The sequence below is a fragment of the Pseudomonas paraveronii genome (assembly GCF_963681955.1).
Lineage (GTDB): Bacteria > Pseudomonadota > Gammaproteobacteria > Pseudomonadales > Pseudomonadaceae > Aquipseudomonas > Aquipseudomonas paraveronii.
Genome location: NZ_OY817130.1, coordinates 741,907 through 760,535 on the forward strand (window position 1 = coordinate 741,907; position 18,629 = coordinate 760,535).

The following is an 18,629-nucleotide window of genomic DNA, read 5'->3' on the forward strand; positions in this document are numbered from 1 at the left end:
AAAGCTCGCTAGCCCCTCCCCGAGGCGAGCCGATTGCCGTATAACGAGTGCCATACGCGTGTTTGGTAATAAAGGACCCACAATAAAAGCTGATGAAGACTCCTAAACGCATTGAACCCCTGATCGAAGACGGTCTGGTCGACGAAGTGCTGCGCCCACTTATGAGTGGTAAAGAAGCAGCTGTTTATGTGGTGCGCTGCGGCAATGAATTGCGTTGCGCCAAGGTTTACAAGGAGGCGAACAAACGAAGTTTTCGTCAAGCGTCCGAATACCAGGAAGGCCGAAAGGTCCGTAACAGCCGGCAGGCCCGGGCCATGGCCAAGGGCTCCAAATTCGGCAAGAAAGAAACCGAAGATGCCTGGCAGAACGCCGAAGTCGCGGCGTTGTTCCGCCTGGCCGGTGCGGGCGTTCGCGTGCCCCAGCCGTATGACTTCCTGGAAGGCGTGCTGTTGATGGAACTGGTGGCGGACGAGTACGGCGATGCGGCGCCGCGTCTGAACGACGTGACGCTGGAACCGGACCAGGCACGCGAGTACCACGCATTCCTGATCTCCCAGATCGTGCTGATGCTGTGTACCGGCCTGGTGCACGGTGACCTGTCCGAGTTCAACGTACTGCTCACGCCGACGGGTCCGGTGATCATCGACCTGCCCCAGGCGGTGGATGCGGCGGGCAACAACCACGCGTTCAGCATGCTGGAGCGGGATGTGGGCAACATGGCTTCCTACTTCGGGCGTTTTGCCCCGGAGTTGAAGACCACCAAGTACGCCAAGGAAATGTGGGCGCTGTACGAAGCCGGCACCTTGCACCCTGGCAGCATCTTGACCGGCGAGTTCGACGAACCGGAAGAACTGGCGGATGTCGGTGGCGTGATCCGCGAGATCGAAGCGGCGCGACTGGATGACGAACGGCGCCAGGCGATCCGCGCGGCGGATGATGCCCCCGCGAGCAAAACAGCGGAAGAACCGCCGCCGCCTTGGATGCAGTGATCTTCAATCTGTTGGAGATCTAAAAAGTGTAGAAGTGATCTTCAAACAATTGGAGATCTAAAAAGTGTGGAAGTGATCTTCAGGCAATTGGAGATCTAAAAAGTGTAGAAGTGATCTTCAGGCAATTGGAGATCTAAAAAGTGTAGAAGTGATCTTCAGGCAATTGGAGATCTAAAAAGTGTGGAAGTGATCTCCAGGCAATTGGAGATCTAAATGTGGGAGGGGGCTTGCCCCCGATGGCGCCGTGTCAGTCGATACTTATATTGACTGGTCCACTGCTATCGGGGGCAAGCCCCCTCCCACATTGGTTTTGTGTACACCCCTTACCGCTTCCCCCTTCAGTCGCAGCAACTTCCCGAGGTATGGAAGTGATCTCCAGGCAATTGGAGATCTAAATGTGGGAGGGGGCTTGCCCCCGATGGCGCCGTGTCAGTCGATACTTACATTGACTGGTCCACCGCTATCGGGAGCAAGCCCCCTCCCACATTGGTTTTGTGTACACCCTTTACGCCTTCAGGCGCAGCAACCACCCGACGCCAATTCCTTGAGAATCGGACAATCCGGCCGATGATCGCCGTGGCAGTGTGCCACCAGGTCCTGCAACGTATCGCGCAACTGCCCCAGTTCGCGAATCTTCTGATTCAGCTCTTCAATATGCTGGCGCGCCAAGGCCTTCACATCGGCGCTGGCCCGCTGTCGGTCCTGCCACAAGGTCAGCAACTTGCCGACCTCTTCCAGGGAAAACCCCAGGTCCCGCGAACGCTTGATAAACGCCAGGGTGTGCAAGTCGTCGGGGCCGTACACGCGGTAGCCGCTGTCGGTACGGTGGGCCGCTTTCAACAGCCCGATGGATTCGTAATAGCGGATCATCTTGGCGCTCAAACCGCTTGAACGCGCCGCCTGGCCGATGTTCATGCTCATGGATGTGGGTCCTCCAGATCCTTGGGTTTCCAGGTTTTCAACAACAACGCATTGCTCACCACGCTGACGCTCGACAGCGCCATCGCCGCGCCGGCCAACACCGGATTGAGCAGGCCGAACGCCGCCAGGGGAATGCCGATCAAGTTATACACAAAGGCCCAGAACAGGTTCTGGCGGATCTTTGCGTAGGTCTTGCGGCTGATCTCCAGCGCGGCCGGCACCAGGCGTGGATCACCGCGCATCAGGGTGATGCCGGCGGCGTGCATGGCCACGTCGGTGCCGCCACCCATGGCGATGCCGATATCGGCGGCGGCCAGGGCCGGGGCGTCGTTGATGCCGTCGCCGACCATCGCCACTACGCCGGTTTTTTTCAGTTCGGCGACGGTGGCGGCTTTATCGGCCGGGAGCACTTCGGCGTGGACATCGTCGATGCCCAGCGCCTCGGCGACGACCCGCGCACTGCCGCGATTATCGCCGGTGAGCAAATGGCTGCTGATGTGCCGCGCCTTGAGTTGGGCCACGGCTTCCAGCGCGCCGGGCTTGAGCGTGTCGCCGAAGGCGAACAACCCGAGTACACGCGGTTGCGCGCCTTGCTCGATCAGCCAGGACAAGGTGCGGCCTTCGGCTTCCCAGGCCTTGGCCGAAGCGTTCAGTGCTCCCGCGTCCAGCCCGTTGTCTTCCAGCAGACGGCGGTTGCCCAGGGCCAGCGGCCGACCGTCGAGGGTGCCGGCAATGCCGCGTCCGGTCAGGGACTGGCTGGCGCTCACATCGGCGACGTTCAGCCCTTGTTCGCGGCATGCATCCAGCACCGCCTTGGCCAGCGGGTGTTCGCTGCCGCGTTGCAAGGCGCCGGCCTGTTGCAGCAGCAGCGGCTCGTTGCCGTCGACTGCCGCCAAGTGGGCGATCTTCGGCGTGCCGGAGGTGAGCGTGCCGGTCTTGTCGAAGACCACCGCGCTCACGGCATGGGCGCGCTCCAGCGCATCCGCATCCTTGATCAGAATGCCGTGGCGTGCGGCAACGCCGGTGCCGGCCATGATCGCGGTCGGTGTGGCCAGGCCCAGGGCACAGGGGCAGGCGATCACCAGCACGGCGACCGCATTGATGATCGCGATCTCCAGCGAGGCGCCGTACAGCCACCAGCCCAGCAGCGTGAGCAAGGCCAGCACGAGCACCGTCGGCACGAAGACCTGGCTGACTTTGTCCACCAGTTTCTGGATCGGTGCCTTGGCCGCCTGGGCGTCTTCCACCAGGCGGATGATGCGTGCCAGCACGCTTTCCGCGCCGAGGGCCACGGTGCGCACCAGCAAGCGCCCTTCGCCGTTGATGGCGCCGCCGGTGACTTTGTCGCCCGGTTGTTTCGGCACCGGCAGGCTTTCGCCGCTGATCAGCGCTTCATCGGCATGGCTTTGACCGTCCACCACTTCGCCGTCCACCGGGAAGCGCTCGCCGGGTTTGACCAGCACGTGGTCACCGAGTTTGAGCGCGCTGATGGCGACGTCTTCTTCGCGGCCGTCAACCACCCGAATCGCGCGCTCCGGGCGTAAGGCTTCCAGGGCCCGGATCGCGCTGGCGGTCTGGCGTTTGGCGCGGCTTTCCAGGTATTTGCCGAGCAGCACCAGCGCGATCACCACCGCCGAGGCTTCGAAATACAGGTGCGGCATGCTGCCGACGGGCGCGGTCAGCCATTCATACAGGCTCAGGCCGTAACCGGCGCTGGTGCCGATCGCGACCAGCAGGTCCATATTGCCGGCGCCGGCGCGCACGGCTTTCCATGCGGCGATGTAAAAGCGCGCACCGAAGATGAACTGCACCGGCGTGGCCAGGGCGAACTGTACCCAGGCCGGCAGCATCCAGTGCAGGCCGAAGGGCTGTGCCAGCATCGGCAGCACCAGCGGCAATGCGAGCACAATCGCCAGCAACAGCGCCCAGCGCTCGTGGTGCAGGCGCTGGGCTTGATCGGCCTCGGTCTTGGTTTCGCTTTGGGGCAGGGACGCGCTGTAGCCGGCCTTGTCGACGGCGGCGATCAACACGGCGGGGTCCATCTGGCCGAGCACCTCGATATGGGCGCGCTCGTTGGCCAGGTTCACGCTGACACGTTGCACCCCCGGCACCTTGCCCAGCGCGCGCTCGACACGCCCGGCGCAGCTGGCGCAGGTCATGCCGCCGATGGGCAGGTCAAACGTGGTGGTTCCATTCATGGGGCAGTCCTCCTGAAGAAGTTGCCCCTAGGATCAACCTTGACCTGTGGGGAAGGTCAAGCGTCTTTAATATCCCAATGTCGCAGGCTTGAGGTACATGCCTTCCGGGCCTTGGGCGATGCGCAATTTGCGCACATCACCGGCTTTCAGCGTGATGTTCTGCGCGGCTGGCGCCAGCAGGCCCGGTAGGCAACCCGGCGCTTGGCCCGGCAGCAGCTTCAGGCGCAGCGACACATTGCCGGCCGGCAGGTTGAACGAGGTGGACTGTTCCTGGAACAGGCGCCCGGCCAACTGGTCCTGGATGTACAGGCCGATCTCGCAGTTGGTCGGTACTTCCAGGCGTTCGCGAGAAATGATCAACACCGCATAATCTTCGGCGGCGCTGGCCATGGGCGCAGCGGCAGACAAACTCATCAGGCCGACAAGGGCAAAAAACGACCAGCGCATGGCGCATGCTCCGTGGTTCACATCAAAGATGGGTGAAGCTTGGCCGACTGCGTCACCGAATACCAGCCCGGCGGCTATTTTTGCCGCTTGACCTTGCCATCGTGGCAAGGTCGAGACTGCGTCCACCCTCATTCAAGGAGTCATGTCATGCAAGTATTCGATGTTAAAGGAATGACCTGTGGCCATTGCGTCCGGGCGGTGACCCAGGCGGTGCAGAATCAGGACCCGGCAGCCGAAGTGAAAGTGGACCTGGCGGCAAAGCAAGTCAGCGTGCAGAGCCAGTTGAGCCGCGACGTGATCGCCGGCTTGATCCGCGAAGAAGGCTACATCGTCGCCTGATTTAATAGTTAGCGAGCTATCGTAATGTTCAACGCACCCAAGCGCGGCTAGACTGTCGGGCTGCCGACACACTTGGGTGCCTGATGAACCTGCGCATACTCCTGATTTTGGGCGCCTTGAGCGCCTTCGCGCCGCTGGCGATCGACTTTTACCTGCCGGGCTTCCCGGCGATGGCCACGGCGTTTGCCACCGATGAAAAACATATCCAGCTGACGTTGGCGGTGTATTTCGGCGGGCTGGCCATCGGTCAATTGATCTACGGTCCGCTGGCGGATCGCTTTGGTCGCCGTGTGCCGCTGCTCAGCGGGGTCACGTTGTTTACGCTGGCCTCCTTCGCCTGCGCCTATGCGCCGTCCCTGGAATGGCTGATCGGCGCACGCTTCGTGCAGGCCCTCGGCGGTTGCGCGGGTATGGTGATTTCCCGCGCGGTGGTCAGCGACAAGTGTGATGTGGTGACCTCGGCCAAGGTGTATTCGCAACTGATGCTGGTGACCGGCCTGGCGCCGATCCTCGCGCCATTGGCGGGCGGGTTGATGGTCGGTGTGTGGGGCTGGCAGTCGATCTTCCTGGCCCTGACGGTGTTCAGCGTGATGGCCGCGATCGCGGTGGCGGTCGGCCTGCCGGAAACCTTTCCGGCCCATCAGCCACGGCAACCGTTGTCCGGGTCGCTGCGCCGCTATATCGACCTGTTGTCGGACCGGGTCTATCTCGGTTACGCCCTGACCGGGGGCATTTCGATTGCCGGGATGTTTGCCTACATCGCCGGTTCTCCGTTCGTATTCATCAAACTCTATGGCGTGCCCGCCGAGCATTACGGCTGGGTATTCGGCTCCAACGCCGCCGGCTTTATCCTCATGGCCCAAGTCAATGCGCGCATGCTCGCCAAGCGCGGGCCGGCGTTCTTGCTGTCGCGCACGGTGTGGCTCTACATGCTGGCGGCGTTGGCGCTGCTCGGCGTTGCGGCCTTGCGCACCGATGCGTTGTGGCCGTTGCTGGTGCCGCTGTTTATCTGCATCGCCAGCCTGGGCTGCATTTTGCCCAACACCTCGGCTTGCGCCATGAGCGGGCAGGGCGCACGGGCCGGTAGCGCCTCGGCAATGCTCGGCTGCATTCAGTTCGGCGTGGCGGCGGGAGCGGCTTCGTTGGTGGGCGTGTTGCACGACGGCACGGCGATGCCGATGGCCATGGTCATCAGCTTGTGCGGGGTCTTGGCGGTGACGATTGCGATGTCGACCCAGCGCCTGCAACGGGCACGAGCCCTACAGGCGCAGGTCTGAAAAAAGTGTCGGTCAGCCAGCGGCGGAACGTTGCTGGCCGAGTGGGAACCGGTGGGGCGCCTGGATGCGCGCTTGCAGCGTCTCGGCGAAGGCGCGGGCCTCGGCCTCACTGCGGAAGGTGATGGCGTCGCCGTCGAGACGGACCTGCCATTTGTTGCCCGGGGATTTTGCTAACGCTTTTATCAGGATCTTCATTGCTGACTTCCTCACGTAAAAAAATCGTGGCAAAGGCCGCCAATATAAACCCGAATACGCTCACAAATATGACAAAGGTCAATTCTCTGACTAGTGGCCACGTCCATCACTCACACGAATGACGGACGACACTGACAGACCTTTTTCAGAACCCTTCCAGCACGATCTTGCCCTTGGCCTTGCCGCTTTCCAGCAGCGTATGTGCGCGGCGCAGGTTCTCGGCGTTGATCACCCCGAAGTGTTCGCCCAGCGTGGTTTTCAGGGTGCCGGCATCGATCAGTTCGGCCACGCGATTGAGCAGGTTGTGTTGTTCGATCATGTCCGGCGTCTCGAACATCGAACGGGTGTACATGAACTCCCAGTGCAGCGACAGGCTCTTGCGCTTGAGTTTGCTCACGTCCAGGGCCTTGGGATCGTCGATCAGCGCCAGCTTGCCCTGGGGCTGCAGGGCTTCGACCAGTTGATCCAAATGCTGGTCGGTCTGGGTCAGGCTGGCGACGTGGGTCACGTGGGCCACACCGGCGTGTTTCAGGGCTTCGCTCAGCGGCTGGCGATGGTCGATCACCAGGTCGGCGCCGAGGGCCTTGGCCCAGGCCTGGGTCTCCGGGCGCGATGCGGTGCCGATGACCTTCAATGCGGTGAGCCGGCTGGCCAGTTGGGTCAGGATCGAACCCACGCCGCCGGCGGCGCCGACGATCAGCAGGCTCTGGCCTTCATCCGCTTGACCCTCGCGCACTTGCAGGCGTTCGAACAACAGTTCCCAGGCGGTGATGGCGGTCAGCGGCAAGGCGGCCGCTTCGGCAAAACCCAGGCTCTTGGGCATATGGCCGACGATGCGCTCGTCCACGGTGTGCCGTTCGCTATTGCCGCCGGGACGTACCAGGGAGCCGGCGTAGAACACCTTGTCACCGGCCTTGAACAGCGTCACTTCACTGCCGACGGCCTTGACCACACCGGCCACGTCCCAGCCGAGCACCTTGGCGGCGCCGTTTTCCGGGGCGACGTTCTGACGGACCTTGGTGTCCACCGGGTTGACCGAGATGGCTTTGACTTCCACCAGCAGGTCGCGCGGGCCGGCGATCGGTTCCGGCAACTCGATGTCTTGCAGGGATTTTGGATCGTTGATCGGCAGTGAGGCGTAGTAGGCAATGGCTTTCATGGGGGCTCCGGAAAAAGGGCGGTGATCAGGCAAGAAACTTCAGGCGCTTGAGTTCGAAGTGCGCCAGCACGTCGGCGGCCTTGGTGCGGAAACGCTGGATGTGTGCGCTCTGGTCGTGGTCGGCCAGGGCGGCGTCGTCGCGCCAGCGTTCGAGCATGTAGAACGTCTCGGGATGTTGCAGGTCCTGGTGCAGGTCGTACTGCTCGCAACCGGCTTCCTGGCGGGTCGGTTCCAGCAGGCCGCGCAGCAGAGGCTCGAGGATGTCTTGTTGGCCAGGTTTGGCGACCAGCGTGGCGATGACGTTAAAGGCAGAGGACATATTCAACTCCTGAGGCGGGATATATGGGATGGGCAGATGATTGGCTATTTCCCGTGCAGATAAAAGCGGCTAAAACAGCAGGCTGTTTCAACAATATATTGATAATGGGTGGGATTGGATGCTGCGCTTTGATGATTTGCAGTTGTTCGTGCGCGCGGCGGACCTGGGTAGTTTGTCGGCCGCAGCGCGGGTCATGGACCTGTCGCCGGCGGTGGCCAGCGCGGCGTTGAAGCGCATCGAACAGCAACTCGGCACGCGCTTGCTGGCACGCTCTACCCGCAGCCTGCGCCTCACCGCTGAAGGTGAAGGCTTTCTCGAATATGCGCGCGCTGCGCTAAGTTCTCTGGATGAGGGGCGACGCTTATTGGCCAGTGCCCAGGACCGTGTCAGCGGCGTGTTGCAACTGTCGGCGCCCTCGGATTTTGGCCGCAACCAGCTGTTGCCCTGGCTTGACGAGTTCCAGCGTGAATACCCGCAACTGACCGTGCGCCTGTTGCTGGGTGACCGCATTGCCGACCTGTTCCGCCAGCCGGTGGATATCGCCCTGCGCTATGGCGAACCGGAAGATTCCAGCCTGGTCGCGCTGCCTGTCGCGCCGGATAACGTGCGCGTGCTGTGCGCGGCGCCCAGCTATCTCGCACGCCACGGCGAACCGCGGCATCTGGAGCAACTCGCGCAGCACAATTGCCTGCTGTATATGCTCGGCAGTCGCGTGCATGACCACTGGACGTTTCATGACGGCAAACGCGAAGTCAGCCTGACTGTCGGCGGCGACCGCTTCAGTGACGATGCTGACGTTGTACGGCGATGGGCGGTGGCAGGCGTGGGCATCGCCTACAAGTCCTGGTTGGATGTGAGCAGCGATGTCCTCGCCGGGCGCTTACGCGTGATTCTGCCTGAGCTGCGCGGCGAACGTACGCCGCTCAACCTGTTATGCGCCCATCGTGCGCAGTTGAGTAAGCCCATCAATCTGCTGCGGGAAATGCTCGTGTCCCGCTGTGCGACATTGACCGCGCAATGGTCGGAACAATTCACCAGTGGGTAATAGCCTCCACGAAAGCAGGAAATTTCACTCAGATCCTGTCCCTATCCGCGCTGTCAGACGCCGGGGAACTGGCTGCTCGCGCACCTATACTTTGGCGCCAACCACAGCAGACAAATGATCTAACAAGGAGTGAACCGATGGAACAGGTACCTTGCATCAGTCAGATTGCCAGCTTGCTCGCCGAGCCAAAACGCACCGCTATGCTCTGGGCGTTGATGGACGGCTCGGCCAAGTCTTCGCACGAACTGGCGACGCTCGTCGGGCTGTCGCCGGCCTCGGCGAATGCGCATCTGGCGCGGCTTACCGGGGGTGGTTTGCTGCGCGTCGAGGCCCGTCGCGGCAAGCGCCTGTTTCGTGTGGCGGCGGCTGATGTCAGCACCGCGATCGATGCGTTGGCCAGCACCACCATGGCCAGTGCCGCGCGCAGCACACCGCAGGCTTCACCGATGACGCTAGCGGCCCCGGCGCTGCTGCGTCATGCGCGGTTATGCCATGGCCACCTGGGTGGCGAGCTGGCGGCGCAGCTGTATCAGCGGATGATCGCGGCTGGTTGGATCGAGCGCTGCGAGCACCGCACCCAAGTCACGGTCAAAGGCGCGCAGCACCTGGCCGGCCTGGGCATCTTTACCCAGGCGCTGGCGTTACCGCTGGTGTGCGACTGTTTCGATTGGAGCCAGCAACAACCGCATCTGGGCGGCGCGTTGGGGGCCGGGCTGTTGCAACTGTTTTTGCAGTCGAACTGGATCAGTGCGATCAACGAGTCCCGCGCCTTGCTGGTCAGTGGCGTCGGGCTCGCGGAAATCACGCGGTTGGCCGGGCCCGACGCGCTCTGATGCCGGATGGCGTCGTTCAGAGTTGCGATCAGGTCGCCCCCAGCAATAACCCGGAAAAACGATGCCCCACACTCCCAATAGGGATTTTTCACACGGGGGATGGGGCATGGGTACGCACGGCTATAGCGCAGCAGAACGGCTGGAACGGTTGCCCATCAGCGGTTACCACCGAGTCATTTTTATCATCATTGCCCTGGCGTTTTTCTTCGACTCCATGGATCTGGCAATGATGACCTTCCTGCTCGGCTCGATCAAAACCGAGTTCGGTCTGAGCACTGCCCAGGCGGGCTTGCTGGCCAGTTCGAGTTTTTTCGGCATGGTGGTGGGCGCGTCGTTGTCCGGGATGCTCGCGGATCGCTTCGGGCGCAAGCCGGTGTTCCAGTGGAGCATCGTGTTGTGGGGGATCGCCAGCTACTTATGTTCCACGGCGCAGACGGTGGAGACGCTGACGCTGTTTCGCATCCTGCTCGGGATTGGCATGGGCATGGAGTTTCCCATCGCGCAGTCGATGCTCTCGGAGCTGATTCCGGCCAAGAAGCGCGGGCGCTATATCGCGTTGATGGATGGCTTCTGGCCGTTGGGTTTTGTGGCCGCGGGGGTTCTGTCGTACTTTTTGCTGCCGGTGATTGGCTGGCGCGACATCTTCCTGGTGCTGGCGGTGCCGGCGGTGTTTGTGTTGGCGATTCGGTTTTTTATCCCGGAGTCGCCGCGCTGGCTGGAGCAGGCCGGGCGACACGCGGCAGCAGATAGGGTGTTGCTGGGGATCGAGCAGAAAGTGCGGGACTCCCTGGGCCGCGCCGAGTTACCGGAGCCCATTCGCCTGCCGCGGGTGGAGAGTGTGCCGGGGAACTTCTTCTCGGCGTTCCAGCAGTTATGGTCGGCGCAGTATCGCCAGCGCACGATGATGATCTGGAGTGTGTGGTTCTTCGCCTTGCTCGGGTTCTACGGGCTGACATCGTGGTTGAGTGCGTTGTTGCAGCAGTCGGGGTTTGCGGTGACCCAGTCGGTGTATTACACGGTGATCATTTCCCTGGGCGGGATTCCCGGCTTCCTGATGGCGGCCTGGCTGGTGGAGCGTTGGGGGCGCAAGCCGGTGTGCGTCGTGACGTTGCTCGGCGGTGGGGTGATGGCGTTTCTGTATGGGCAAAGCGCAGTGTTCGGCGGCAATGTTGGCCTGCTGATCACGTCGGGGCTGTTGATGCAGTTCTTTCTGTTTGGCATGTGGGCGGTGCTGTACACCTACACGCCGGAGTTGTACCCCACCTCGGCGCGGGCGACGGGGTCCGGGTTTGCATCGGCGATCGGGCGGGTCGGGTCGTTGCTCGGGCCGCTGGTGACCGGGCTGGTGTTCCCGATCACCGGGCAGGGCGGGGTGTTTGCCCTCGGCGCGCTGTGCTTTGCGGTAGCGGCGTTGGTGGTGTGGTTGTTTGGGATGGAGACGAAGGGGAAGACGCTGGAAGAGTTGAGCGAAATTTAACCGGTAATACACAACACATGTGGGAGCGGGCCTGCTCCCACATGGTTGGTCGGTGTTTATTCCGTTATGGCTTCACCAGCCGCGCATCCAGGCTGTTTTGCGCCAGGCGTTTGGCCTGGTCCTGGGTCATGCCCAGGGCGGTGTACAGCGCATAGAAGTTCTCGGTGACATAACCGCCGAAGTACGCCGGATCGTCCGAGTTCACTGTCACCTTCACCCCACGCTCGAGCATGTCGAGGATGTTGTGCTGGGCCATGTCGTCGAACACGCGCAACTTGGTGTTGGACAGCGGGCACACGGTCAGCGGGATCTGTTCGTCGATGATCCGTTGCATCAGGCGCTCGTCTTCGATGGCGCGCACGCCATGGTCGATACGCTGGATTTTCAACAGGTCGATGGCTTCCCAGATGTACTCGGGCGGGCCTTCTTCGCCAGCGTGGGCCACGGTGAGGAAGCCTTCGTGGCGGGCACGGTCGAACACGCGCTGGAACTTGCTCGGCGGGTGGCCCATTTCCGAACTGTCCAGGCCCACGGCCACAAACGCGTCACGGAACGGCAGCGCCTGGTCGAGGGTTTTCTCGGCTTCGGCTTCGCTCAAGTGGCGCAGGAAGCTGAGGATCAAACCGCTGGTGATGCCCAGTTGCTGCTCGCCATCTTTGAGCGCGGCGGCGATGCCGTTGAGCACCACTTCGAACGGCACGCCACGGTCGGTGTGGGTTTGCGGGTCGAAGAAAGGCTCGGTGTGGATCACGTTCTGCGCTTTGCAACGCAGCAGGTAGGCCCAGGTCAGGTCGTAGAAGTCCTGGGAGGTGCGCAGCACATCGGCGCCCTGGTAATACAGGTCGAGAAACTCTTGCAGGTTGTTGAAGGCGTAGGCCTTGCGCAGGGTGTCGACGTCGTTCCAGGGCAGCGCAATTTTGTTGCGCTCGGCCAGGGCGAACAGCAGCTCAGGCTCCAGCGAGCCTTCCAGGTGCAGGTGCAGTTCAGCCTTGGGCAGGGCGTTGAGCCAATCGTACATGTCTAAAATCTCATCAGGTGCAATGGCGGCATTCTACAGGCGATGACTGAAATAATCGGCAAAACCTGACCAGGAGGAGAGTATTGGTTCTATTCGCGCAAGGGCGCTGCGAACTAAAATGTAACGAAACGTTAGCGGTGTGGTGCAGTCTGTACCCCATCCACGACTGATTTGCCGCACAAAAGGCCCGCAATGCTCACACTCCTCAAGCAAGAAAAATTCATGCTGCTGGCGCTGATTGCCGCCATCGCCGCATACCCGCTGGAGCACTGGATGCTCCATAACGGGCAAATGGTCGCGCTGCTGGCCGGCATGGCGCTGATCGGCTTTATCGTGGTCGCCTCGATGCGCGTCGCCCACCATGCCGAGCAACTCGCGGAAAAGGTTGGCGACCCCTACGGCACCATGATCTTGACCCTGGCCGCCGTGCTGGTGGAAGTGGTGATCCTGGCGATCATGATGAGTCACGAACCGTCACCGACGCTGGTGCGCGACACCATCTACTCGGCGGTCATGCTCGATATCAACGGCATCCTCGGCCTGGCCGCGCTGATGGGCGGCATCAAGCATGGTGAACAGTCCTACAATGATGATTCGGCGCGGACCTACAGCGTAATGATCCTCACCGCCATGAGCGTGTCGATGGTGGTGCCGGAATTCATCCCCGAAGCGGACTGGAAGATTTACTCGGCCTTCACCATCGGCGCGATGGTGGTGCTCTACACCCTGTTCCTGCGCATGCAGGTGGGCCCGCACAGTTATTTCTTCAGCTACAGCTACCCGGATAAACGCCGCAAGACGTTGCCGGAAGAACAGGCGCCGCCGGTGAACCTGGCACTTTCCATCGGTACGCTGGTGTTCGGGGTGATTGTGATTGGGGCGCTGGCGGAGGTGATGTCCAAGACACTCGACCTGGGCCTGGAAGGCACGGGCGCACCGCCGGTGGTGACGGCGATTGTGGTCGCGGCCATCTCGGCGGCGCCGGAGATTCTGACCGCCTTGCGCGCCGCCCTGGCCAACCGCATGCAGTCGGTGGTGAATATCGCACTGGGCGCATCGTTGTCGACGGTGATCCTGACCGTACCGGTGATGGAAGCGATGGCGCTCTACACCGGCCAGCCGTTCCAGATGGCAATGAGCCCGGTGCAAAGCGTGATGGTGTTGATCACGCTGATCGTCAGTGCGATCAACCTCAACGATGGCGAAACCAACGCCATCGAAGGGATGACCCACTTTGTGCTGTTTGCGACCTTTATCATGTTGTCGCTGTTGGGGGTGTAGGCGTGAGCTTGCTCGCGAACAATCGGAGAGCGCCGCGTGAACCAGAACGCCCGCGTTATCGTTGACGTTTTTCGCGAGCGAGCTCGCTCCTACAAGGGATTGATCAGGTTACGGGCGGCCTGGCTGTGATCGGCAATCAAGCCTTTGAGGTCCAGGCCTTCAACCTGGCCGTCGATCACCCGCCACTTCCCGCCGATCATCACCCGGTCCGCCCGGTCGGCGCCGCACAACAGCAGCGCCGAAATCGGATCGTGACTGCCGGAGAAGCGCAGTTCGTCCAGTTTGAACAGCGCCAGATCGGCCTGCTTTCCTACGGCTAACTCACCGATATCCGAACGGCCAAGCAACTGCGCCGAACCTTTGGTCGCCCAGCCCAGCACGCCTTGCGGGGTGATTTTTTCCGCGCCATAACGCAGGCGCTGGATGTACAGGGCCTGACGGGCTTCGAGGATCATGTTCGACGCATCGTTGGACGCCGAGCCGTCCACGCCCAGGCCGATCGGGGCCCCGGCGGCGAGCAGGTCCAGGGTCGGGCAGATGCCGGAGGCCAGGCGCATGTTCGAGCTTGGGCAATGGCAGATCCCGGTGCCGGCGGCGCCCAGGCGGGCGATTTCATCCGGGTTGAAGTGAATGCCATGGGCCAGCCAGGTGCGCGGGCCGAGCCAGCCGACGCTGTCGAGGTAATCCACGGTGCGCAGGCCAAAGCGTTGTAGGCAGAAGTCTTCCTCGTCGAGGGTTTCCGCCAAGTGCGTGTGTAGGCGCACGTCGAGGCTCTCGGCCAGTTCGGCGCTGGCTTGCATGATTTGCGGGGTGACGGAAAACGGCGAGCAGGGCGCCAGGGCGATCTGGATTTGCGCGCCGTCGCCGCGTTCGTGGTACTGGCGGATCAGGCGTTGGCTATCGTCCAGAATCACCGCGCCCTGTTGCACGGTTTGTTGCGGCGGCAAGCCGCCGTCGGCTTCGCCCAGGCTCATGGACCCGCGAGTGAGCATGGCGCGCATGCCCAGTTCGCGCACCGCGTCGACTTGCACGTCGATGGCATGTTCCAGGCCGTCCGGGAACAGGTAGTGGTGGTCTGCCGCCGTGGTGCAGCCTGAGAGCAGCAATTCCGCCAGCGCGACTTTGCTGGCCAGGGCGAGTTTTTCTGGGGTCAGCCGCGCCCACACCGGGTACAGGGTTTTCAACCAGGGGAACAACGGTTGATTGACCACCGGCGCCCAGGCGCGAGTCAGGGTCTGGTAGAAGTGATGATGGGTGTTGATCAGGCCCGGCAGGACCACATGTTCGCGGGCGTCGAACACCTGTGTACAGGGCAGTGCAGGCGCTTGCCCGATGCCCAGCAGTTCGCTGATCACACCGTCTTGCAGCACCAGGCCACCACGGGCATCGAGGCCATTGGCAGTGAAAATCGCGAGGGGGTTTTTTAACCAGATACGGGTCGCAGGCATGGGCCGGCTCCTCTGAATGATGGGTTCAGGTTTGCCAGCTCAGTGTTGCCCTGTCTGCTGATCCAGGGTCGCCGGTGGGGGCGAGGTGGCTAGATTACGTGTAGTTCCAGATCCGGTCTACCGGTAGGAACGCGCTGCTCTCGAGAAGCGTGTTCCCACCTTTGATGGCGGCTTACCAGGGAATGGTATGGCCCCGGTAGTCCACAAAGTGGTGGCCGCCTTTGCCGGTGTAGGCATTCACCTGATCGAGCAGGCCGCGCACGCTGGTCTCGACATCGATGAGCGCGTTTTCGCCGCCCATGTCGGTCTTGACCCAACCTGGATGCAGCGACAGCACGGTCATTTTTTGCTCGCCGAGCTGGGTGATAAAGCTGTTGGTCATCGAGTTGAGGGCCGCTTTGCTCGCTTTATAGAGCGCCAGGTCGGAGCCGTCGGGGATGGTCACGCTACCCAGGACTGAACTCATGAACGCCAGCACGCCGGAGTCCTTGCGGATCTGCCCGACAAAGCGCTGGGCCAGGTTGATCGGCGCTACGGCGTTGGTGAAGAACAACTGGCCGACCTCTGCCAGAGTGGCGTGGCCTGGCTCCTGGTTCGCCGGGCCCTTGACGCCGGCGTTGACGAACAGCAGGTCGAGCGTGCGGTCTTTGAGGCGCTGGCTGAGGGCGATCACGGCTTGCTGATCGTCCATGTCGAGTTTCTCGATCTGTACCGGGCCCACGGCTTTCAGGGCGTCGGCCTTGTTCGGGTCACGCACGGTGGCGGTCACGTCCCAGCCGTCCTTGAGCAATTGCTTGACCAGGCCAAGGCCCAGCCCGCGTGAGGCGCCGATGATCAGTGCGGTTTTTGGCGTAGACATGAAGAGCTTCCTTTAGCGTCGCGGTTCAGGGAGTTCAGCGAACAACAGTAGCAGTTTCAACGTTGCAGCAGGATACGCCCCCGGCTCAGGTCGGCAAGTTGGTTTTGCAGGGTGTCGATGTGTGCTTCGCCCAGGGCCAGTTGCAGCTCCACGCCGTTGGCGGTGAAGTGTTCCTCCACCACCAGCCCGCCGAGTTCGGCGACGCGCAACTTGACCAGGTTCAGCTCGGAAAACCCGCAGGCACAGCTCAACGGCACGCGGCTGATCAGCTCAATGCGCTCGGCCATTTGCAGGCATTTATTCGCGCCGCCGCCATACGCCCGCGCCAGCCCGCCCGTGCCCAGTTGGATGCCGCCGTACCAGCGAATCACCAGCACCACCACCTGATCGAAGCCCTGGGCCTCGATGGCGGCGAGGATCGGTCGCCCGGCGGTGCCGCCAGGTTCGCCGTCGTCGTTGCTGCGGTACTGGTCGGCGAGCTTCCAGGCCCAGCAGTTGTGCGTGGCGTTCAGGTCACTGTGCTGCTCGATGAACGCCTGCGCTTCTTGCGCGCTGGTGATCGGTGCGGCGAGGGTGATAAAGCGGCTTTTGCGTATTTCTTCGCGAAATTCGCAAAAGCCGATGAGCGTGAAAGGCATAAGAGGCGTCGTCTAGAGGGCAGGCTTGATGCCACAGCCTTTGAGAATGATGTGGATCAGGTTGGTGCCGGCGTCTTCCATATCTTGTTTGGTCAGCTTGGTGCGCCCGGTGACGCGGCAGATCTGGGTGGCGAAGTCGGCATAGTGCTGGGTGCTGCCCCACAGCAGGAAGATCAGGTGGACGGGGTCGACGGGGTCCATCTTGCCGGCGTCGATCCAGGCCTGGAACACCGCCGCCCGGCCACTGAACCAGGCGCGGTAGTCCTGCCCGAAGTATTCGGTGAGGCATTCGCCGCCGCTGATGATCTCCATGGCGAAGATCCGCGAGGCCTGGGGCTGTCGTCGGGAAAATTCCATTTTGGTGCGGATGTAGCGGGTGAGGGCCACGGCCGGGTCGTCCTCGGCGGTCAGCGCGTTGAAGGTGCTGTCCCACAGTTCGAGGATATTGCTGAGCACCGCGATGTACAGGCCCAGCTTGTTGGTGAAGTAGTAATGCAGGTTGGCCTTGGGCAGCCCGGCGCTGGCAGCAATGGTGTTCATGCTGGTGCCCTTGTAGCCGTGACGTGCGAACTCGTCTTCAGCCGCTTGAAGAATCGCTTGCTCGTTCTTTTGCCGAATACGGCTGGCGGGCTTCCCGGCGTGGGTGCTGTGGGCAGGAACTTCGAGGCTCATGGAGGTTTCCGTGCTGATCGATAGAGACGACGTATGCACAGATAACCCACCCTCAAGCCCCAGACAAGTCCTGAAGCAATAAAACCATTAAAGCGGTTCCAGCGTATCGCTTTGCGGCGCGCCGTTTGCGGCGGCGCTCGCTTTGGCTTCCGGCAGTAACAGGCACAACGCGATGGCGGTCAGCCCGCCGCTGGTGATGGCCGAGTCGAACAGGTTTTGTACCAGCGTCGGCATCAAGTGCAGCAGGTTCGGTTGGGCGGCAATGCCCAGGCCGACGCCAAACGAGGTGGCGATGATCAGCATGCTGCGTCGGTCCAGCGGCGCCTGGGCGAGAATACGCACGCCGGCGGCTGCCACGCTGCCGAACATCACCAGGGTCGCGCCGCCCAGTACCGGCTTGGGGATTTGCTGCAGCACCGCGCCGATCGACGGAAACAAACCGAGGCAAAACAGCACCACGCCGATGTACAGGCCGACATAACGGCTGGCCACGCCAGTGAGTTGGATCACGCCATTGTTCTGGGCGAACGTGGTGTTGGGGAACGCGCTGAAGGTCGCGGCGATCATGCAGCTCACCCCGTCGCCGAGTACGCCGCCCTTGAGTCGGCTTATATAAGAAGGGCCGCTGATGGGCTGGCGGGCAATCATGCAGTTGGCGGTGAGGTCACCCACGGTTTCGATGCTGCTGATCAGATATATCAGCGCGATCGGTAGGAAAGCGCTCCAGTCGAAGTTGAAACCATAACGAAACGGCATCGGCAGGCTGATCAACGGCAGGTCGGGCAGGGCGTGGGGCACCAGTTTTCCGCTGAACCAGGCCGCGAGGCTGCCGAGGGCCAGGCCGATGATGATCGCCGAGAGGCGTACCCAGGGTGTGTTCGAGCGGTTGAGCAAGATGATCGTCAACACCACGAACAGGCCCAATGCCAGGTTGAGGGGCGCGCCGAAGTCGGGGGCATTAAAACCACCGCCGAGGTCGGTGATACCCACTTTGATCAGGCTGATGCCGATCAGGGTAATCACGATCCCGGTGACCAGCGGCGTGATCACCCGGCGCAGTTGCCCGATAAACCGGCTCAGGACGATTTGTACGGCGGCGCCGAAAAAGCACACGCCGAAGATCATCGCCAGGATGTCTTCCGGGCTGCCGCCGCGTTGCTTCACCAGGAAGCCCGCCGACAGGACGGCGCCGAGAAACGCAAAGCTGGTGCCTTGTAGGCAGATCATGCCGGCGCCGATGCCAAACGGCCTACGCGCCTGGATGAACGTGCCGACACCGGAGACCATCAGCGCCATGCTGATCAGGTAGGGCAGGTGAGCCGCCAGGCCCAGGGTGGAGCCGATGATCAATGGCGGCGTGATGATGCCGACGAAGGCGGCCAATACGTGTTGCAGGGCGGCCAGTAGGGCGGGCAGGGGTTTTGGGCGGTCGTTGAGGCCGTAGATCAGGTCGCTGGGGCTGGAAGTTTCTGGTGGCATGGCGGGCAAACTCGAGTCGGACGGTTCTAGGTCCT

The 18,629-nt window shown here is 62.2% G+C and carries 19 protein-coding genes; 7 read left to right on the forward strand and 12 right to left on the reverse strand.

Annotation, left to right across the window (positions count from 1 at the left end; translation table 11 throughout):
* Positions 1 to 92: 92 nt before the first annotated feature.
* Positions 93 to 989: a PA4780 family RIO1-like protein kinase gene (locus U5A08_RS03170; protein WP_247404467.1), complete on the forward strand. Its 897-nt coding sequence runs from the start codon at positions 93 to 95 to the stop codon at positions 987 to 989.
* 513 nt (positions 990 to 1,502) lie between these two features.
* On the opposite strand, the gene cueR is transcribed toward U5A08_RS03170, so the two are convergent.
* The 3 genes from cueR to U5A08_RS03185 form a co-directional block, all read right to left on the reverse strand.
* The gene (gene cueR, locus U5A08_RS03175; protein ID WP_253400332.1) at positions 1,503 to 1,904 is read right to left on the reverse strand and encodes a Cu(I)-responsive transcriptional regulator; all 402 of its coding nucleotides are present in this window, start codon (positions 1,902 to 1,904) and stop codon (positions 1,503 to 1,505) included.
* A gap of 2 nt (positions 1,905 to 1,906) precedes the next feature.
* Entirely contained in the window at positions 1,907 to 4,108 is a 2,202-nt protein-coding gene (locus U5A08_RS03180) for a heavy metal translocating P-type ATPase (protein WP_321850231.1), read from the reverse strand.
* Between the two features lie 66 nt (positions 4,109 to 4,174).
* Positions 4,175 to 4,555, reverse strand: a complete 381-nt coding sequence (locus U5A08_RS03185) for a hypothetical protein (protein WP_253393217.1) — start codon at positions 4,553 to 4,555, stop codon at positions 4,175 to 4,177.
* 147 nt (positions 4,556 to 4,702) lie between these two features.
* Here U5A08_RS03185 and U5A08_RS03190 point away from each other — a divergent pair, with 147 nt between their 5' ends.
* Complete coding sequence (locus U5A08_RS03190; RefSeq protein ID WP_253393218.1) at positions 4,703 to 4,894, forward strand: heavy-metal-associated domain-containing protein; 192 nt, start codon at positions 4,703 to 4,705, stop codon at positions 4,892 to 4,894.
* Between the two features lie 83 nt (positions 4,895 to 4,977).
* Entirely contained in the window at positions 4,978 to 6,171 is a 1,194-nt protein-coding gene (locus tag U5A08_RS03195) for a multidrug effflux MFS transporter (protein WP_321850233.1), read from the forward strand.
* 12 nt (positions 6,172 to 6,183) lie between these two features.
* Here U5A08_RS03195 and U5A08_RS03200 read toward each other — a convergent pair whose 3' ends face one another.
* The 3 genes from U5A08_RS03200 to U5A08_RS03210 all read right to left on the reverse strand — a co-directional run bounded on the left by U5A08_RS03200 (position 6,184) and on the right by U5A08_RS03210 (position 7,844).
* Positions 6,184 to 6,366, reverse strand: a complete 183-nt coding sequence (locus tag U5A08_RS03200; RefSeq protein ID WP_253393220.1) for a hypothetical protein — start codon at positions 6,364 to 6,366, stop codon at positions 6,184 to 6,186.
* A 145-nt stretch (positions 6,367 to 6,511) separates the two neighbouring features.
* Complete coding sequence (locus tag U5A08_RS03205; protein WP_247402559.1) at positions 6,512 to 7,525, reverse strand: zinc-binding alcohol dehydrogenase family protein; 1,014 nt, start codon at positions 7,523 to 7,525, stop codon at positions 6,512 to 6,514.
* A 25-nt stretch (positions 7,526 to 7,550) separates the two neighbouring features.
* Positions 7,551 to 7,844 (reverse strand): putative quinol monooxygenase, encoded by a 294-nt coding sequence (locus U5A08_RS03210; protein ID WP_321850234.1) that lies wholly within the window; start codon positions 7,842 to 7,844, stop codon positions 7,551 to 7,553.
* A 118-nt stretch (positions 7,845 to 7,962) separates the two neighbouring features.
* Here U5A08_RS03210 and U5A08_RS03215 point away from each other — a divergent pair, with 118 nt between their 5' ends.
* The 3 genes from U5A08_RS03215 (at position 7,963) to U5A08_RS03225 (ending at position 11,199) form a co-directional block, all read left to right on the forward strand.
* Positions 7,963 to 8,889 (forward strand): transcription regulator VimR, encoded by a 927-nt coding sequence (locus U5A08_RS03215; protein ID WP_247402553.1) that lies wholly within the window; start codon positions 7,963 to 7,965, stop codon positions 8,887 to 8,889.
* A gap of 137 nt (positions 8,890 to 9,026) precedes the next feature.
* The gene (locus U5A08_RS03220) at positions 9,027 to 9,722 is read left to right on the forward strand and encodes an ArsR/SmtB family transcription factor (RefSeq protein WP_321850235.1); all 696 of its coding nucleotides are present in this window, start codon (positions 9,027 to 9,029) and stop codon (positions 9,720 to 9,722) included.
* A gap of 106 nt (positions 9,723 to 9,828) precedes the next feature.
* Entirely contained in the window at positions 9,829 to 11,199 is a 1,371-nt protein-coding gene (locus U5A08_RS03225) for an MFS transporter (RefSeq protein ID WP_321850237.1), read from the forward strand.
* Between the two features lie 64 nt (positions 11,200 to 11,263).
* Here the strand turns inward: U5A08_RS03225 and U5A08_RS03230 are convergent, their stop codons facing one another.
* Positions 11,264 to 12,217 carry an adenosine deaminase gene (locus tag U5A08_RS03230; protein ID WP_321850238.1) on the reverse strand — a complete coding sequence of 318 codons (954 nt, stop codon included), beginning with the start codon at positions 12,215 to 12,217 and terminating at the stop codon, positions 11,264 to 11,266.
* A gap of 192 nt (positions 12,218 to 12,409) precedes the next feature.
* Between U5A08_RS03230 and U5A08_RS03235 the strand changes: the two genes are divergently transcribed.
* Positions 12,410 to 13,498 (forward strand): calcium:cation antiporter, encoded by a 1,089-nt coding sequence (locus U5A08_RS03235; protein WP_321850240.1) that lies wholly within the window; start codon positions 12,410 to 12,412, stop codon positions 13,496 to 13,498.
* An 89-nt stretch (positions 13,499 to 13,587) separates the two neighbouring features.
* On the opposite strand, the gene U5A08_RS03240 is transcribed toward U5A08_RS03235, so the two are convergent.
* The 5 genes from U5A08_RS03240 to U5A08_RS03260 all read right to left on the reverse strand — a co-directional run bounded on the left by U5A08_RS03240 (position 13,588) and on the right by U5A08_RS03260 (position 18,594).
* Positions 13,588 to 14,946 (reverse strand): 8-oxoguanine deaminase, encoded by a 1,359-nt coding sequence (locus U5A08_RS03240; protein WP_253393227.1) that lies wholly within the window; start codon positions 14,944 to 14,946, stop codon positions 13,588 to 13,590.
* 172 nt (positions 14,947 to 15,118) lie between these two features.
* Entirely contained in the window at positions 15,119 to 15,805 is a 687-nt protein-coding gene (locus U5A08_RS03245) for an SDR family oxidoreductase (RefSeq protein WP_247402083.1), read from the reverse strand.
* A gap of 56 nt (positions 15,806 to 15,861) precedes the next feature.
* Positions 15,862 to 16,443 (reverse strand): IMPACT family protein, encoded by a 582-nt coding sequence (locus tag U5A08_RS03250; protein WP_321850242.1) that lies wholly within the window; start codon positions 16,441 to 16,443, stop codon positions 15,862 to 15,864.
* A gap of 12 nt (positions 16,444 to 16,455) precedes the next feature.
* Positions 16,456 to 17,115, reverse strand: coding sequence for a TetR/AcrR family transcriptional regulator (locus U5A08_RS03255; protein WP_253393229.1), 660 nt, complete (start codon positions 17,113 to 17,115; stop codon positions 16,456 to 16,458).
* Positions 17,116 to 17,202: 87 nt separating this feature from the next.
* Positions 17,203 to 18,594, reverse strand: a complete 1,392-nt coding sequence (locus tag U5A08_RS03260; RefSeq protein ID WP_253393230.1) for a uracil-xanthine permease family protein — start codon at positions 18,592 to 18,594, stop codon at positions 17,203 to 17,205.
* Positions 18,595 to 18,629 lie beyond the last annotated feature (35 nt).

Excerpts from the sequence above, each read along its gene's own strand:
- U5A08_RS03170 (WP_247404467.1), top strand. The coding sequence starts at position 93 with ATGAAGACTCCTAAACGCATTGAACCCCTGATCGAAGACGGTCTGGTC.
- cueR (WP_253400332.1), bottom strand. The coding sequence starts at position 1,904 with ATGAACATCGGCCAGGCGGCGCGTTCAAGCGGTTTGAGCGCCAAGATG.
- U5A08_RS03180 (WP_321850231.1), bottom strand. The coding sequence starts at position 4,108 with ATGAATGGAACCACCACGTTTGACCTGCCCATCGGCGGCATGACCTGC.
- U5A08_RS03185 (WP_253393217.1), bottom strand. The coding sequence starts at position 4,555 with ATGCGCTGGTCGTTTTTTGCCCTTGTCGGCCTGATGAGTTTGTCTGCC.
- U5A08_RS03190 (WP_253393218.1), top strand. The coding sequence starts at position 4,703 with ATGCAAGTATTCGATGTTAAAGGAATGACCTGTGGCCATTGCGTCCGG.
- U5A08_RS03195 (WP_321850233.1), top strand. The coding sequence starts at position 4,978 with ATGAACCTGCGCATACTCCTGATTTTGGGCGCCTTGAGCGCCTTCGCG.
- U5A08_RS03200 (WP_253393220.1), bottom strand. The coding sequence starts at position 6,366 with ATGAAGATCCTGATAAAAGCGTTAGCAAAATCCCCGGGCAACAAATGG.
- U5A08_RS03205 (WP_247402559.1), bottom strand. The coding sequence starts at position 7,525 with ATGAAAGCCATTGCCTACTACGCCTCACTGCCGATCAACGATCCAAAA.
- U5A08_RS03210 (WP_321850234.1), bottom strand. The coding sequence starts at position 7,844 with ATGTCCTCTGCCTTTAACGTCATCGCCACGCTGGTCGCCAAACCTGGC.
- U5A08_RS03215 (WP_247402553.1), top strand. The coding sequence starts at position 7,963 with ATGCTGCGCTTTGATGATTTGCAGTTGTTCGTGCGCGCGGCGGACCTG.
- U5A08_RS03220 (WP_321850235.1), top strand. The coding sequence starts at position 9,027 with ATGGAACAGGTACCTTGCATCAGTCAGATTGCCAGCTTGCTCGCCGAG.
- U5A08_RS03225 (WP_321850237.1), top strand. The coding sequence starts at position 9,829 with ATGGGTACGCACGGCTATAGCGCAGCAGAACGGCTGGAACGGTTGCCC.
- U5A08_RS03230 (WP_321850238.1), bottom strand. The coding sequence starts at position 12,217 with ATGTACGATTGGCTCAACGCCCTGCCCAAGGCTGAACTGCACCTGCAC.
- U5A08_RS03235 (WP_321850240.1), top strand. The coding sequence starts at position 12,410 with ATGCTCACACTCCTCAAGCAAGAAAAATTCATGCTGCTGGCGCTGATT.
- U5A08_RS03240 (WP_253393227.1), bottom strand. The coding sequence starts at position 14,946 with ATGCCTGCGACCCGTATCTGGTTAAAAAACCCCCTCGCGATTTTCACT.
- U5A08_RS03245 (WP_247402083.1), bottom strand. The coding sequence starts at position 15,805 with ATGTCTACGCCAAAAACCGCACTGATCATCGGCGCCTCACGCGGGCTG.
- U5A08_RS03250 (WP_321850242.1), bottom strand. The coding sequence starts at position 16,443 with ATGCCTTTCACGCTCATCGGCTTTTGCGAATTTCGCGAAGAAATACGC.
- U5A08_RS03255 (WP_253393229.1), bottom strand. The coding sequence starts at position 17,115 with ATGAGCCTCGAAGTTCCTGCCCACAGCACCCACGCCGGGAAGCCCGCC.
- U5A08_RS03260 (WP_253393230.1), bottom strand. The coding sequence starts at position 18,594 with ATGCCACCAGAAACTTCCAGCCCCAGCGACCTGATCTACGGCCTCAAC.